Here is a 15,476-nt window from a genome sequence, read left to right on the forward strand (position 1 = left end):
ATCTGTAAATGATGTCCTTAAAAACACTTGCCAAATTGAACACTCTAGACATAGATCTTTTGATAATTTCATAACAAATATGATCTCTGGGCTAATTGCATATTCTTTTTTACCTAAAAAACCTTCTATAAAAATCCCGAAGATGTTACCTAATAATGCTATTGCTTAAGTCGAACTCACGTTGTATTTATTATATTACTTGGACTCAATATTAATAAAAGCCTCCAAATACCATATGTAAACATTCCAGGAAGCATTATAGTAACTAATACCCATAAATTCTTTGCTATAGAATCAATCATAATCCCAATATTTTTGAACGCACTCTCAAAGTTAACTCTCTGAAAATCAAAAAAACAAATTAAAACCTATATTTATACAAGAGTATTATAAAACAAAAAAACTTTCAATATTATATTGAAAGTTTTCTAATTATTTATTTTTAATATTGCAGAAAGGAAGGGATTCGAACCCTCGATACCGTTGCCAGTATACTACCTTTCCAGGGTAGCTCTTTCGACCACTCAGACACCTTTCTAAATATACAAAGCTATCAACCCTTCTGGAGCCTCAACTTGTATTACTTTGTTTTCTCTATCTACTTTTTTAATGAAATCATCAACCATAGGAATAAAAATTTCAGTTCCATCTCTGTCAATCTCAAAAAGTGGTTGTGCAGCTTTATCATTAATATGAACAATTTGTCCAACTTCTCCAAAATTAGCATCCACAACAGTAAAACCTATCACTTCATGATAATAAAATTTATCACCAGTTAGTTTAGGCAACATTGTATTTGGTAGATAAACATTACTTTTTAAAATAGCATCTGCTTCTTCTTCAGAATATACATCTTCAAACTGAACACGTAATTGATTTCCTTTATGAAGCGAACTTTTATCAATAAAAAATGGAACCAAATTTGCGCCAAACTCGACGTAAACTGATTCCATATTTTTGTACAACTCAGGTTCATCAGTATCTAATTTGATAATAACTTCACCTTTAAAACTATATTTAGTTACGATTCTGCCTAAATAAAAACAATCTTCTTTACGCATGTGTTCGTAGTAATTTATAATTTACTCTGCTGCTTTTTCTGCTGCCTCATCAATAGTTTCTGCTGCTGCTTCAACTTCTTCAGACGCTTCTTCAGCAACTTCTTCCACAACTGGTTTAGCTGCTTCAATTCTTGCTTCGTTTACTGCTTTTTCTGCTGCTAAAGCTGCTGCTTTTGCTTCAGATTGAGCTTTAGATAATCCAGCTTCTTTATCAGAAATTTTAGCTGCTTTTTCTTCTAACCAAGCTGCAAATTTAGCATCTGCTTGTTCTTGTGTTAAAGCTCCTTTTCTTACACCTCCAGCTAAATGATTCTTTAACATTGCACCTTTATAAGATAAAATGTTTTTTGCAGTATCAGTTGGTTGTGCACCATTTTGTAACCATTCTACAGCTTTATCAACGTTTAAATCAATAATTGCAGGGTTTACATTTGGGTTGTAAGTACCTATTTTTTCTAAGTATCTACCATCTCTTTTTGCACGAGCATCAGCAGCAACTATCCAATAGAAAGGCTTACCTTTTTTTCCGTGTCTTTGTAATCTAATCTTTACAGACATAATTTGTTAATTTTTTAAGGTTCTCGACCTTGATTATTAATAATCTTACCATCTCGTAGTAAGTGGGCGCAAAAGTACTAACTTTTTTTTAATTTTAAACCACTAATATTCTTTAAATTATATAGTATACTCGTTTTTTATTTTTTAAACTCTTCAAAAGTTTTTAATTTTAATTCGTCTAAAAATCTAACCTTCTTTTTAATTTTTGCATAGTCTTTTTTAGCTTGTGTAAAACGTTCATTTATTATTGATAAACTTTCTAATTCAGAACTAGATGGTTTATCATAACTCGTTGCAATTTTACTATATAAATCAGTCATTTTTTCTCTTAACTGAGGTTCAGCAGAACCAACATAATTATCTCCAGTTGTAATGACCAATGTTTTTTTAAGTTTTGTAAGCTTTTCTATAATTTTTCTCTTTTTAAACTCTTTTGATTTTTGTAAAACAGCATCTAATTCATATACCATATATGCTAATTCCTCTATCATGTTATACATTTTCATAGTAGTCTTATGCTTAAATACTCTATTTTCTTTTGTTAATTTAGATTTAGGATCATAAATAAGTTTAATCTTTTGAGTATATGTATCTTTTCCTTTCTTTAAAACAACATTGTAAGCTCCTGCTTCTGCTAAAGGAGATGTAAATCCTCCAAAACTAAATGTTTTTCCTTTGGCTACTTTAGGGTTTTTTAATCTGTAATTCCAATTTACAATATTAATTCCTTTAGATTTTCCTGGTCCTAACTTACTTATAGTTTTTCCATTTTCATCCTGTATCTCCAATGTCATTTTACCAAAAGTATGACGCTTACTTAAATGATATTTAATTTGCGCTGCTCTACTTGGATTTGCCCCAACAAATTGAGTTTCCGCTCCAAAACCTCCAGAGAAACTCCCTTCTTCAAAAATTACTGTAGGTTTTGTTTTAAAAAAGTGAACTTTTTTCTTTAAAACCTCTTTATTTATTTCTCTTAATGGTGAAATATCATCTATAATAATTATTCCTCTACCATGAGTACCCATTACTAAGTCGTTAGTTTTCTTTTGTAAATCAATAAAATGAACAGCTACCGAAGGCATGTTATTCATAAACTTATTCCAGTTTTTCCCCCCATCCATGGTAATGTATAAACCAAACTCTGTTCCTAAAAATAATAAATCTGGATTTACATAATCTTCTTGAATATTTCTTACGAAACCAACAACATCATCAGTAATTATACTTTTCCAAGTTTTACCAAAATCTGTAGTTTTATAAGCGTAAGGCTTCATATCATTCATTGTATGACCATCAAAAACAGCATATGCTGTTCCCTTATTAAAAACACTTGCTTCTATATGATATGTCCAAGTATTTTTTGGTAAATCAGGTATATTCACAGAAGTGTTTACCCAAGTTTTTCCTCCATCTTGAGTAACTTGCACATTTCCATCATCTGTACCCACCCAAATTATATTTTGGTCTAACGTTGACTCTGCAATTGTAAAAATAGTTGTGTGATTTTCTGCACCAGAATTATCCATAGACAATCCTCCAGAACTACTTTGATCTTGTTTTAACGGATCATTTGTTGTTAAATCTGGTGAAATAATTTGCCAAGTATCTCCCATGTCTTCAGATTTATGTAAGAATTGACTTCCCATATAAAAACGATCAGGTTGATGTATACTAATAGCCATAGGAGCATTCCAATTAAAACGTAATTTCGGAAATCCTTTTTGAGGCAAAGGCTGAATTGTTTTTACTCTTTTAGCATCTACATCATATCTCCAAACATTTTCTGCACCTTGCATTTCCGAATAAATAATATTCTTGGTAGGATGTTTTAAAACCCTAAAACCATCACCAGCTCCAATAGAATTCCAATCTCTAGCTTCGATTCCACCAGGAGAAGAAGAAGGTCCATACCAAGAACCATTATCTTGTAAACCTCCATAAACATTATATGGTTCTGCATCATCTACACTTATATGATAAAACTGTGACAGTGGTAAGTTTTCAACTATCTCCATAGTTGTTCCTCCGTTTAAAGAACGATATACACCTCCATCTGTACCTGCATACATTCTATCTGAATCATTAATATCAAAAGTGATATCGTGAATATCACTATGCATATTTCCTAAATTTTTAAATGTTTTTCCACCATCTCTAGAAATCGAACCTGTTAAACCTCCTTTTACAACAACATCAGGGTTTTTTGGATCTACAACAATTCTTGAAAAGTAAAAAGGTCGAACTGTTATACCAAAATCGTTATTTAATTGTTTCCAATTTTTACCTGCATCATCACTTCTATACAATCCTTTTCTTTCGTTTTTTTCTGCTTCAATTACTGTATATAAAATATTAGAATTAGAAGGCGCTACTGCAATTGCCAATCTTCCTAATTTTCCTTTAGGAAAACCATTATGAATTTTATTCCAAGTTGCCCCTCCATCAACAGATTTATATAATGCACTATTTTCTCCTCCAGATTCAAAAGACCATCCTGTTCTCCTAAATTCCCACATAGAAGCATACAAAATATTAGGGTTATTTGGATCCATTGTTAAATCTGCACAACCAGTTTTTTGGTTCGTATATAAAATTTTATTCCAAGTAGCACCTGCATCAACAGACTTGTATACACCTCTCTCTTCACTATCACCCCATAAAGCACCTAAAACTCCTACATAAATTTCTTTTGAATTTTTAGGGTTTACAATAATATTTGCAATATGTTCAGATTTTTCAAAACCAATTCTATTCCAAGAAGATCCACCATCTATAGATTTATACATACCATCTCCAACAGAAATACTGTTTCTTGTCCAAGTTTCTCCAGTACCAACATAAATAACATTATCTGGATTGTTAGGATCTACTTCTACAGCACCAATAGACTGACAATAATCATCAAAAATCGAATTAAAAGTTACTCCTCCATCATTAGATTTCCATACACCTCCACCTGCAGTTCCTGCATAAATAATTCTATTATTTGTTGGATGGTTTTCTAAATCATTAATTCTTCCACTCATTAAGGCAGGGCCAATATGTCTTGCGCTTAAATCTCCAAATAATTGTTTCCCTTTAAAATTATTTTTTTGTTGAGCACTTACTTCCATTTGAAAAGTAAATAGTACAAGTGCTATTAATAAAAGTTGTTTTTTCATACTGTTTGGATTTATTGATTAAAAAAACCTCTAAATAAATTTGAGGTTTTAGTGAAAAATATAATTATTTTTTTTCTTCAGGAAATAAAAATGCTGCTGCATCAACCTTAGGGCTTAACTCTATTTTAGTAATAGTGATTGGTTGTCCTCCTGGTTGTCCTTTTATGCCCTGAGTCATAGAAAAAGGAAAATACAACCCATCAACTTCCTGGTAATCACTCATTATAACCTGAGATATCATTCCTTTTGCTTGACCAGATTTTATTTCTGTTTGTATTGCTATTGGCACATAATTCTCTGTATCAAAGAAATAATAACTAACATCATCTTCTTTTTTACCATCTACAGTAACTGGTTCTTTAGTTAGCTTTATTTTAAAAGTTTCTGCCCCATCAATTGTTTCTTTTCCTAAAAACTCTACTTTATAGCCTTTCTTTTTGTAATCTATAAAAGAATCTGGAAAATCATTCATATTCAATTTCATATTTTCAGTTGCTTCTGCATCGCTTTTCTCTGCTTTCATTGTCATAAAATTATGCCCCCACAAAGTTTCACCATCAAAAACACCTTGCTTAATTTCTTTTCCTTGGAAATTAATAATAGTCATCTGTTTACCATCAGATAATTGATAAATTTCTAATGGAATTTCCATTCCTTGTTGGTTAACACTTGCAGTCATTTTAACTCCAGTAATCTTTTTTAAATTTTCTACTCCTCCAATGTTTTCATAATAAGTAGATAAAATTTCATCTACAGATTGAGCATTTGTAACAAAGCCAAAAAACATAACAGTAACTAATAATATTTTCTTCATTTTTAAACATTTTAAGTAATAATTCTTTTATATGTATGCCAATTTACAAAAATGTTACAGTTTATTTAAATTAATTTTTTTCTAATGTTAGAACAGGCTTTCATTACTCGCTTTTTTTTTAAACTAAATTTAGTTTAGTATCTGCTCAATTTTAAGGTGGAATTAAATTTTTATAAAAGATACTGAAAGTTTCACCACTTGAACTATTAACATCCGCTTTTAATTAAAAAGCAAGCAACTCATGAAATTAGATTCAAATAGCAAATGAGCTAAAATTCAAATCTTTTGCATCAATCAAAAATACTAAACTACTATAGTTTTGTGGTATCAGATAGATGTGAAACAATACGCATCTCAAAATAATCTATTGAAATTTAAAATGAAAACGATACCATGAAGTACACAGAAAAAATTTCGAACAAATTAAACGAATTATTAGAAAAAAATTATGATGCAGAAAAAGGTTATCTTAATTCCGCAGAAAATGTAGATAGTACTACATTAAAAATTTTCTTTAAAAGAAGAGCTTCAGAAAGAAGTCAATTTGCAAAAGATTTAAGAACAGAAATCTTATCTTACGGTCAAATACCAGAAGATAATGGTTCTTTTAAAGGTACAATGCACAGAAATTGGATGTCTTTAAAATCTTTGTTTAGCTCTAACAACGAAGAAGCAATTTTAGAGGAAGCAATTAGAGGAGAAAAAGCAAGTTTTGATGAATATGAGGAAATTTTAAAAGAAGATTCTTTTGCTCCATCAACTAGAAAAATGTTAGAACAACAAAAACAAAAAATACAAGCTGCTATTAATACATTAATTGTAGAAGAAGAATTATCATAAATAGTTGTAATTTAAATACAGTTAATTAATTTAAAGTCAGCCCTTAATTGGGTTGACTTTTTTTTATTTAAAATTCTACTCATTTTATCAATATAATCCTCTGATGTTTTTGTATTTTTAACTTTCCAAATTTATTACCCAAAAAGTCTCTTTTATGTACTTAATTTTTGATACAGAAACTACCGGTTTACCAAAAAGCTGGAATGCTCCAATTACAGATACAGACAACTGGCCTCGATGTATTCAAATTGCATGGCAATTGCATGATGAAATGGGAAATGTATTAGAACACAACGATTTTCTTATACAGCCAGATAATTTTAACATTCCGTACGATGCAGAAAGAATTCACGGAATTTCTACTGAATTAGCAGAAGAAAAAGGAATTTCTTTAGACAAAGGGTTACAACTTTTTAACGAAGCTTTAAAAAAAACCAAATTTATTGTTGGACAAAATGTTGGTTTTGATATTAATATTATGGGATGTGAATTCCATAGATTAGGTGTAGAAAACAATTTAACTACGCTCCCACTTTTAGACACTTGTACAGAAAAAACGGCTACCATGTGTCAAATTCCTGGAGGTCGTGGTGGAAAATTTAAATTACCAACTTTAACAGAATTACACAATCATCTTTTCGGTGTTGGTTTTGGTGAAGCGCATAATGCAACTGCCGATGTTGAAGCTACAACAAGATGTTTTTTAGAGTTAATTCGTTTAAGAGAATTTACCAAAGAACAATTAGATGTTGATGAAGATTATTTTAAAAATTTCTCAGAAGCGAATCCGAAACCAATTCAGGTAATTGGTTTAAAACACATCAATCTAAAACAAGAAAGTAACAAAATTCGTAAACGCCTAGAAAAGTTAAAAGGTGTTGAAGAAACAAAATCTACTTCTGATGGTTTAGCTGAATTAAAAAATGTTCAGTTTGCGCATTTACACAATCACACACAGTTTTCTGTCTTACAATCTACCATGCAAATTGGCAATATTGTAAAAGCTGCAGCTAAAGATAATATGCCAGCAGTTGCCATGACAGACACTGCAAATATGATGGCTTCTTTTCATTTTGTAAATGCCGTTTTAAATCATAATAAGAATGCCGAAACTCCCATGAAACCAATTATTGGTTGTGAGTTTAACGTGTGTGAAGATCATAAAAACAAATCTCAAAAAGACAATGGATATCAAGTTGTTTTGTTAGCAAAAAACAAAAAAGGGTATCATAATTTAGCTAAAATGTCTTCCATTGCTTTTGTAGATGGTTTTTATTATGTACCAAGAATTGATAGAGAAATCATCAAAAAATACAAAGAAGATGTTATTGTTTTAACGGGTAATTTATATGGTGAAGTTCCTAGTAAAATTTTAAATCTCGGAGAAAAACAAGCTGAAGAAGCTTTACTTTGGTGGAAAGAGCAATTTAAAGATGATTTTTATATTGAGTTGATGCGTCATAATCAACAAGATGAAAAAATTGTAAATGAAACTTTATTAAAATTCTCTAAAAAGCACGATATTAAAATTGTTGCCACTAACAATACTTTTTATTTAGAGAAAAAAGACGCAAATGCACACGATATTTTATTGTGTGTAAAAGATGGAGAAAAACAAGCGACACCAAAAGGTAAAGGTCGTGGTTACAGATATGGTTTACCAAATGAGGAATATTATTTCAAATCTTCGGATGAAATGAAAACCTTGTTTGCAGATTTGCCAGAAGCCATCATCAACATACAAGAAATTGTAGATAAAATCGAAATTTTTACGCTTGCAAGAGATGTTTTATTACCTGCTTTTGATATTCCTGATGAATTTAAAGACGTAAAAGACGAAGAAGATGGAGGAAAGCGTGGAGAAAATAATTTCTTAAAACACTTAACTTTTGAAGGTGCTAAAATTCGTTATGGAGAAATAACTGAATCCATTAAAGAACGTTTAGACTTTGAATTATCAGTTATTGAAAAAACGGGATACCCTGGTTATTTCTTAATTGTAGAGGATTTTATTCGCGAGGCAAGAAAAATGGATGTTGCTGTTGGTCCTGGTCGTGGTTCTGCTGCAGGTTCTGTAGTTGCCTATTGTCTTTGGATTACAAATATTGATCCTATTAAATACGATTTACTTTTTGAGCGTTTCTTAAATCCAGAACGTGTTTCCATGCCAGATATCGATATTGATTTTGATGATGAAGGTCGTGGTCGCGTAATGGATTATGTAATTGATAAATATGGCGCAAATCAAGTTGCACAAATTATTACATACGGAACAATGGCAGCAAAATCTTCTATTAGAGATACTGCCAGAGTTTTAGACTTGCCGCTGTTTGAAGCCGATAGAATTGCAAAATTAATTCCGGGAATTAAGTTAAAAAATATTTTTGGAGACGACCCAAAAAGTAAAGGTAAAGTTGATGGTTTACGTGCCGAAGAAAAACAACTTGTAGAAGAATTAAAAAACATGTCTTTCGGTACAGATTTAGTTTCAGAAACGATTAATAAAGCAACTATATTAGAAGGTTCTGTTAGAAACACAGGTATTCATGCCTGTGGTGTAATAATTACTCCTGGTGATATTACCAATTACGTACCTGTTGCTTTGGCAAAAGATTCTGACATGTATGTTACCCAATTTGACAACTCTGTAGTAGAAAATGCAGGTTTGTTAAAAATGGATTTCTTAGGATTAAAAACGCTGACTTTAATTAAAGACACCGTTAAAATTGTAAAAGCAAAACATGGTGTAGAATTAGATCCAGAAAATTTTTCTTTAGAAGATGAAAAAACCTACGAATTGTTTCAAAGAGGAGAAACTGTAGGTGTTTTTCAATATGAATCTCCTGGGATGCAAAAACACATGCGTTCTTTAAAGCCTACTGTTTTTGCAGATTTAATTGCAATGAATGCATTGTACAGACCTGGTCCAATGGAATACATTCCTAGTTTTATCAACAGAAAACACGGTACAGAAGATATTGAGTACGATTTACCTGCCATGGAAGAATATTTGGCAGAAACCTACGGAATTACAGTCTATCAAGAGCAAGTAATGCTTTTATCGCAAAAATTAGCAGATTTCACCAAAGGTGAAGCCGATGTTTTGCGTAAAGCCATGGGTAAAAAACAAATTGCGGTTTTAGATAAAATGAAACCAAAATTTATAGAACAAGCAGGTAAAAATGGTCATGATGAAGAAAAATTAGAAAAAATCTGGAAAGATTGGGAAGCATTTGCTAGTTATGCTTTTAACAAATCGCATTCTACTTGTTATGCTTGGATCGCATACCAAACTGCTTATTTAAAAGCCCATTATCCTGCAGAATATATGGCTTCTGTACTTTCTAATAACATGAATGATATTAAATCTGTTTCATTTTTTATGGAAGAATGCAAACGAATGGGATTAGAAGTTTTAGGTCCTGATTTAAATGAATCGTATTTAAAATTCTCAGTAAATAAAGAAGGTGCTGTTCGTTTTGGAATGGCAGCTGTAAAAGGAGTTGGTGCTGGAGCTGTAAGAGCCATTATTAAAGAAAGAGAAGAAAACGGAAATTATAAATCTATTTTTGATTTAGCAAAACGTGTAGACTTAAGAGCAGCAAACAAGAAATCTTTTGATAGTTTGATAAAAGCAGGTGCTTTTGATTCTTTTACAGACACTCATAGAGCTCAATATTTTGCGACAGATGAAAAAGGTTTGACCTTTTTAGAACGTGCCATGAAATTTGGAAGTAAACATCAAGAGAACCAAAATTCTGCACAAGTTTCTATGTTTGGAGAAGCTTCTACCGTTCAATTTCCAGAACCAGATATTCCAGAATGTGAAACTTGGGGAACTATGGAGCTTTTATCACAAGAAAAAGAAGTAATTGGAATTTATATTTCTGCACACCCATTAGATGATTTTAAAAATGAAATGATGTTTTGCAACGCATCTTTAAAACATTTTAAAGATGATTTATCTAAATATGTGGGTGCAAATTTAACTTTTGCTGCAATTGTTACAGATGTACAACATAGAGTTTCTAAAGCAGGTAAAGGTTGGGCAATGTTTACTATGGAAGATTATGGAGACAGCAATGAATTTAGAATTTTTGGTGAAGATTACCTTAGAATGAAACATTTTTTGGTACCCAATTCATTCTTATATGTTAGAGCAACTATTCAACCTGGTTGGACAAATAAAGATGGTGTTACTGGTGAACCTAGGCTAAAATTTACTGAGTTTAAGCTGTTACATGATATTATGGATGAGTTATGTAAAAAAATAACCATAAAAATGCCATTACAAGAAATAAAAGTAGAAACTATTTTAAATTTAGAAACTATTTTAAAAAATAATCCTGGAAAACAAAGCTTGTACTTTACAGTTTGGGATGCTAAAGAAAAAATTGAAGTAAGTTTACCTAGTAGAAATACCAAAATTAATATTTCTAATGAATTGTTAGCTACTTTAAAAAGTCAGGATATTGATTTTAAGTTGAATTAAATTACATTTGAAAAAAAAATATGAAAAAGCTTTACATTAAACCCCTATTACTTTCTATACTACTTCTTTTTTCTACTTGTGAATATAAATTTTCTGAAGATTTTTTTAATGAAATAGAAATAATAGACCCTTCTATTTCTTTTGTTTTACCTAATTTTTCTAATGGAGAAACATTAACAAAACCAAAATATATAGAATACAATTTTAGTTCTGAAAACAATCCATTAAACGTTATTAATTTTTATATTAATAATGAATTAATCACACAAAGTTATAACGAAAAAGATTCTTTTTTCTTAGATATTTCAAATTTATCAGAAGGAAATCATACTTTAAAAATTGAATTAATTATTAGCTCTAACACTGGAAGTTTAGCTGAATTATCAGGTGGTGAATTTTATATTGCTTCTGATGAGTTTAGTTTTAATGTTAATAAAGATGCTACCCCTTTAATAATTGAATCTGTAGAACATGTAGATGGTTCTATAAAAGTTAATTTTAACCCTTATGAGTTAGTAGATGAAATAGAAGACTCTATTTCACCCTACTTAATTATAGTAAGTGATGGCAGTTATAATAGCATAATGTTATCTAAACAAGATGTTGCAAATGGGTATTATTTAGATACAAATACAATTGGAACAGATATTGAATATAAAACTCTAATTGAAAATTATTATAATAATATTTATAGTGAAACAAAATCTATAAATATACCAGATACTTTTAATTTACAATTTGAATTTATTGACAAAAATAACACAAAAATAACTTGGTCAAAACATGCTTTATATAACAATATAGGTAGTATAGAATTCTTTTTAGATAACTCACATTTTTATTCAACTCTTGATACTAATGGAGGTGAAAAATTATTGACTACTTCTATTAATTTTGGTATAGAAGTAGATTACTCCTTAAATTTTAACTCAAAAAACGGATATTCTTCTAAAAACCTTTATAATAAAATACAAAGAGGTCAAAAATTTGAAATTCCAGAATATTATTCTTACAAAAAATTTGTTTACTTACCTCTGTCAAATAAAATTTATGCTTTATTAATTGAAACAAAACAATATTACCCTGGTAATAATCCTGTAAAAATTATTGAATTTAATCCAGATACTTTTGAGATTATTAATACTACAACAGTAACAACCACAACAAACTATTTTGGAGATTTCACTGTAGATAAAGACGAAAACTTAATCTTAGATTTAAATTCTAAATCTATTGTTTTAGATGGTATTTCTTTATCAATTTTATCTGAACATCATATTTCTGATTATGCAGATAGAGAATATGGAAGCTTAGTTAGATATAGAGAAAACACAATAGTTATAGACAATACACAATCATACAGTACTATAAAAATATACGATGTAATTTCTAAAAAAATGCTCCTATCAGAAACAAAAATAGAATATTTTGGTATTTCTTTAGATGGAGGTTTTTTTAGTTTAAATGATAAAATTTACAAAAAAGAAAATGAAGTGCTAACACAAGTTTATCAAAACCCTACAAATTCAAATATTATTAGTTTTCAAGAAAATCCTCAAAACAATTCAATTTATTTTAATACTTATAATAGTAAATTAAGCAAATTTAATACGCAATCTAACGCAGTAACAGAACTTTCTATTTTTGATGATTTAAACCCAAGGTATTTTAATTATTTACAAGACCAAAACAAGTTTTTAGTTTATACTAAAACTTATGGCTCTGACACAGAGCTCCACATTATTGATGAATTTACACAAGAAAAAAAATCAATTAACCTTTATAATTCACTAATAAACGGGCAAGACTACTTTTATTTTAACAATACACTTATTTCTATAAGGGGTTTTTACTTAAAAGATTATTTTTAATATGAAAAACATAATTATCTTATTTGCATTTATTGTATCAATCAATATATATTCTCAACAAGGAAAAATATTTATTGAAACAAATTACAACACATTTTCTCATTCGAGTTTATCTAATTTTCAACAAGAATTTAAAAATGATTTAGCTCCTATTCAATTAAAAACGGTTGATGATTTCCCTGCTAATATTGGTTTTACTATTGGTTATGAAATTGTAGATTCTAGTACTGCACTTTTTTTAAGTTACAATTCTACTGGAGGAAAATTATCGTATTCTGATTATTCTGGAAATATAAAAATCGAAGAATCACTTAATGCTATTACATTTGGAGCTATCTACTTTTTAAATCTTACAGATAAAAAAGATTTTAGAATTGGATTTAGAGGGTTTTCAATGTTTTCTCAATTAAATTTAAATAGCTTTTCAGAAATTTCTAATAATATCCAACAAGATAATTTCGACTTTCAATCTACTGATCTTGGATTTGGAGCTCAACTAAATTATGAATATCCTTTATCTTTTTTAATCTTAAAAGCAACTATTGGTTTTGATATTACTTTTGGAGGAAAACTAGTATTTAAAGATAATAATGAAGCTTATTTAACAAGCAATTCTAACAACAAAGTTACAACAGGTTGGTCTGGTTTAAGAACAGGTTTAGGAATTATAATACCTATAAATTGATTCTCGATTATAAAAATAAATGAAACAAAATAAAAGCGGAGTTTGGACAAGTTGGAATGAGAATTTATCTTATGATTACAAATCTCTCTATAAGGTATCTACTGAAGAAGAGCTGCAAGAAGTTGTAAAAAATTCTGAAAAAATAAGAGTTTTTGGTAACAAGCAATCTTCTGCAGATATTGCTTCTGGTGTAGAAACATTAATTGATATAAAATCATATAACAAAATACTTTCTTATAACGATTCCGAAAAAACGATTACGGTTCAATCGGGTATTATTTTAGGTGATTTTATAGAAGCTGTAGAAGCAAAAGGTTGGTGTATTCCATGTTTACCAGACATTAACACCATTACAATTGGTGGTGCTTTAGCAACAGGTACACATGGTACAAGTGGTCAATTATTATCAGAATATATTACAAAATGTAACCTTATTTTAGCTGATGGTTCTGTTAAAGAAATAACAGATAAAGATGATTTAATAAATGCTGTTAGAGTTTCTTTAGGTGTTTTAGGAGTTTTATCAACCATAACTTTTAAATGTGAATCTATTTATACTTTACATGTAAAAGAAGGTCCAGAAAACGACAGTGTTTGGTTACCAAAAATTAAAGAACGCTTAAAAAAACACGATTTTTTAAGAATTCTATGGATTCCTCACACAGACAATGGCTACGTAATTACAGGTGATAAAATACACCCTGATAAAGAAATTAATGAAAACTTGGGTGCAGAATTTTTAAAACACCGAAGAAAAGCTTCTAAAATATTATACAAATACACGCATATTTTTCCGTGGTTTACTTCTATTGCAAATAAAATTTTATACAGAGGTTTTTTTAGCGGAACTAAAGAATACAAAGGATCTTTATACCAAGCTACGGTTACAAAATCTAGAGGTTCTACTTTAGAATTAGCAGAATGGACAATTGGTTTAGATGATTTTCCTAAAGTTTTTGAAGAGCTAAAAACAGAAATCAACAAATGGTCTAACAAATCTTTTATACACATTCCTATGGATGTTCGTTTTGTATATAAAGACAACACTTGGTTAAGTTATGCTTACAAAAAAGATGTTGTTACTATGGGTTGTGTTTCTAGAAACGCTACTACTGCAGACACCTATGAAGCATTTAAAAGTATTGAAAAAATATTTTTAAAATACGGAGGAAAACCACATTGGGCAAAACGTTTTATGGCAAAAGATGCCGAACTTACTAAAGTATATAATAAATGGGAAGATTTTAAAACTTTAAGAAGAGAATTAGACCCAACCAACAAATTTCTAAACCCATATTTAACAGAATTATTCAACGAAAAAACATACAATTAATGGAATTACCTAAAGGATTTTTATTTGATTTTGACGGAGTTATAGTAGATAGTTTTAACAGTCATTATTCAGCTTGGAGTTCTGCTTTTAGAGAATTGTTTCATACAGAAATTGCTCCTTTTCCTAAACATCTTTCCGGAAAATCGCCAATGATAATTGCCGAATATTTTTGTAGTGTTATTGGTAAAGAAAAGCAAACTGCAGACTTATATCATTTAAAAGACGATCATTTAGATAAATACTTTACAGTGCCTAAATTATTACCTGGTATTCGTGAAATTACCCAATTTTTATCCGAAGAAAAAATTCCTTATGGAATTGCTAGTAATGCTACAAAACAGTTTTTAAAAAACAGTATTCATCATTTAGATTTAAACTTTACCACCGTTTTTGGGTTACAAGATTACATAAAACCAAAACCTGCACCAGAAGCTTATATTTCTTTAGCAAAAGCATTGGATTTTAAAGAAGAAGAGTTTAAAAATCTTTGGGTTTTTGAAGATAGTTTAACAGGTACTAATGCCGCTAAACTAGCAGGAATGAAGCCTATTGGAATTACAACAAATTATTCTGTAGAAGAACTAAAAGCTGTAGGTAGCATTTTAACATACCCTAGTGTTTTAGATGCTTATCAATATTTAACAAACAACTAATATCT

At 29.7% G+C, this 15,476-nt stretch carries 10 protein-coding genes and 1 tRNA gene; 6 read left to right on the forward strand and 5 right to left on the reverse strand.

The genetic code is table 11. The features are described 5' to 3' along the window. Positions 1–451: 451 nt before the first annotated feature. From ABJG40_RS08470 to ABJG40_RS08490, 5 genes are all read right to left on the reverse strand, one after another. Positions 452–538, reverse strand: a tRNA-Ser gene (locus tag ABJG40_RS08470). After that, a complete protein-coding gene (gene rimM, locus ABJG40_RS08475) occupies positions 537–1,061 on the reverse strand; it encodes a ribosome maturation factor RimM (protein ID WP_348024155.1) in 525 nt (174 codons plus the stop codon). Before rimM ends, ABJG40_RS08470 begins: the two co-directional genes overlap by 2 nt. A gap of 21 nt (positions 1,062–1,082) precedes the next feature. Next, on the reverse strand, positions 1,083–1,619 hold the full coding sequence (locus tag ABJG40_RS08480; protein WP_348024156.1) for a 30S ribosomal protein S16: 537 nt from the start codon (positions 1,617–1,619) through the stop codon (positions 1,083–1,085). A gap of 137 nt (positions 1,620–1,756) precedes the next feature. Then, positions 1,757–4,783 carry a hypothetical protein gene (locus ABJG40_RS08485; RefSeq protein ID WP_348024157.1) on the reverse strand — a complete coding sequence of 1,009 codons (3,027 nt, stop codon included), beginning with the start codon at positions 4,781–4,783 and terminating at the stop codon, positions 1,757–1,759. Positions 4,784–4,847: 64 nt separating this feature from the next. Next, positions 4,848–5,597, reverse strand: coding sequence for an outer membrane lipoprotein-sorting protein (locus tag ABJG40_RS08490; protein WP_348024158.1), 750 nt, complete (start codon positions 5,595–5,597; stop codon positions 4,848–4,850). A 393-nt stretch (positions 5,598–5,990) separates the two neighbouring features. Between ABJG40_RS08490 and ABJG40_RS08495 the strand changes: the two genes are divergently transcribed. The 6 genes from ABJG40_RS08495 to ABJG40_RS08520 all read left to right on the forward strand — a co-directional run bounded on the left by ABJG40_RS08495 (position 5,991) and on the right by ABJG40_RS08520 (position 15,471). Next, complete coding sequence (locus tag ABJG40_RS08495) at positions 5,991–6,437, forward strand: PA2169 family four-helix-bundle protein (RefSeq protein ID WP_348024159.1); 447 nt, start codon at positions 5,991–5,993, stop codon at positions 6,435–6,437. Positions 6,438–6,591: 154 nt separating this feature from the next. Continuing rightward, a complete protein-coding gene (gene dnaE / locus ABJG40_RS08500) occupies positions 6,592–10,929 on the forward strand; it encodes a DNA polymerase III subunit alpha (RefSeq protein WP_348024160.1) in 4,338 nt (1,445 codons plus the stop codon). Between the two features lie 20 nt (positions 10,930–10,949). After that, positions 10,950–12,800 (forward strand): hypothetical protein, encoded by a 1,851-nt coding sequence (locus ABJG40_RS08505; protein ID WP_348024161.1) that lies wholly within the window; start codon positions 10,950–10,952, stop codon positions 12,798–12,800. A gap of 1 nt (position 12,801) precedes the next feature. Further along, positions 12,802–13,485, forward strand: a complete 684-nt coding sequence (locus ABJG40_RS08510) for a hypothetical protein (protein WP_348024162.1) — start codon at positions 12,802–12,804, stop codon at positions 13,483–13,485. A gap of 19 nt (positions 13,486–13,504) precedes the next feature. Further along, positions 13,505–14,818: a D-arabinono-1,4-lactone oxidase gene (locus tag ABJG40_RS08515; RefSeq protein ID WP_348024163.1), complete on the forward strand. Its 1,314-nt coding sequence runs from the start codon at positions 13,505–13,507 to the stop codon at positions 14,816–14,818. Beyond that, positions 14,818–15,471 carry an HAD family phosphatase gene (locus ABJG40_RS08520; protein WP_348024164.1) on the forward strand — a complete coding sequence of 218 codons (654 nt, stop codon included), beginning with the start codon at positions 14,818–14,820 and terminating at the stop codon, positions 15,469–15,471. The genes ABJG40_RS08515 and ABJG40_RS08520 overlap by 1 nt, the downstream gene beginning before the upstream one ends. Positions 15,472–15,476 lie beyond the last annotated feature (5 nt).

The sequence above is a fragment of the Polaribacter sp. genome (assembly GCF_039939415.1).
In the GTDB taxonomy this organism is placed as follows: domain Bacteria; phylum Bacteroidota; class Bacteroidia; order Flavobacteriales; family Flavobacteriaceae; genus Polaribacter.

What these genes read in the sequence shown, in the direction of transcription:
- ABJG40_RS08515 (WP_348024163.1), top strand. Translation starts at nt 13,505, where the DNA reads ATGAAACAAAATAAAAGCGGAGTTTGGACAAGTTGGAATGAGAATTTA.
- rimM (WP_348024155.1), bottom strand. Translation starts at nt 1,061, where the DNA reads ATGCGTAAAGAAGATTGTTTTTATTTAGGCAGAATCGTAACTAAATAT.
- ABJG40_RS08485 (WP_348024157.1), bottom strand. Translation starts at nt 4,783, where the DNA reads ATGAAAAAACAACTTTTATTAATAGCACTTGTACTATTTACTTTTCAA.
- ABJG40_RS08480 (WP_348024156.1), bottom strand. Translation starts at nt 1,619, where the DNA reads ATGTCTGTAAAGATTAGATTACAAAGACACGGAAAAAAAGGTAAGCCT.
- dnaE (WP_348024160.1), top strand. Translation starts at nt 6,592, where the DNA reads ATGTACTTAATTTTTGATACAGAAACTACCGGTTTACCAAAAAGCTGG.
- ABJG40_RS08490 (WP_348024158.1), bottom strand. Translation starts at nt 5,597, where the DNA reads ATGAAGAAAATATTATTAGTTACTGTTATGTTTTTTGGCTTTGTTACA.
- ABJG40_RS08505 (WP_348024161.1), top strand. Translation starts at nt 10,950, where the DNA reads ATGAAAAAGCTTTACATTAAACCCCTATTACTTTCTATACTACTTCTT.
- ABJG40_RS08510 (WP_348024162.1), top strand. Translation starts at nt 12,802, where the DNA reads ATGAAAAACATAATTATCTTATTTGCATTTATTGTATCAATCAATATA.
- ABJG40_RS08520 (WP_348024164.1), top strand. Translation starts at nt 14,818, where the DNA reads ATGGAATTACCTAAAGGATTTTTATTTGATTTTGACGGAGTTATAGTA.
- ABJG40_RS08495 (WP_348024159.1), top strand. Translation starts at nt 5,991, where the DNA reads ATGAAGTACACAGAAAAAATTTCGAACAAATTAAACGAATTATTAGAA.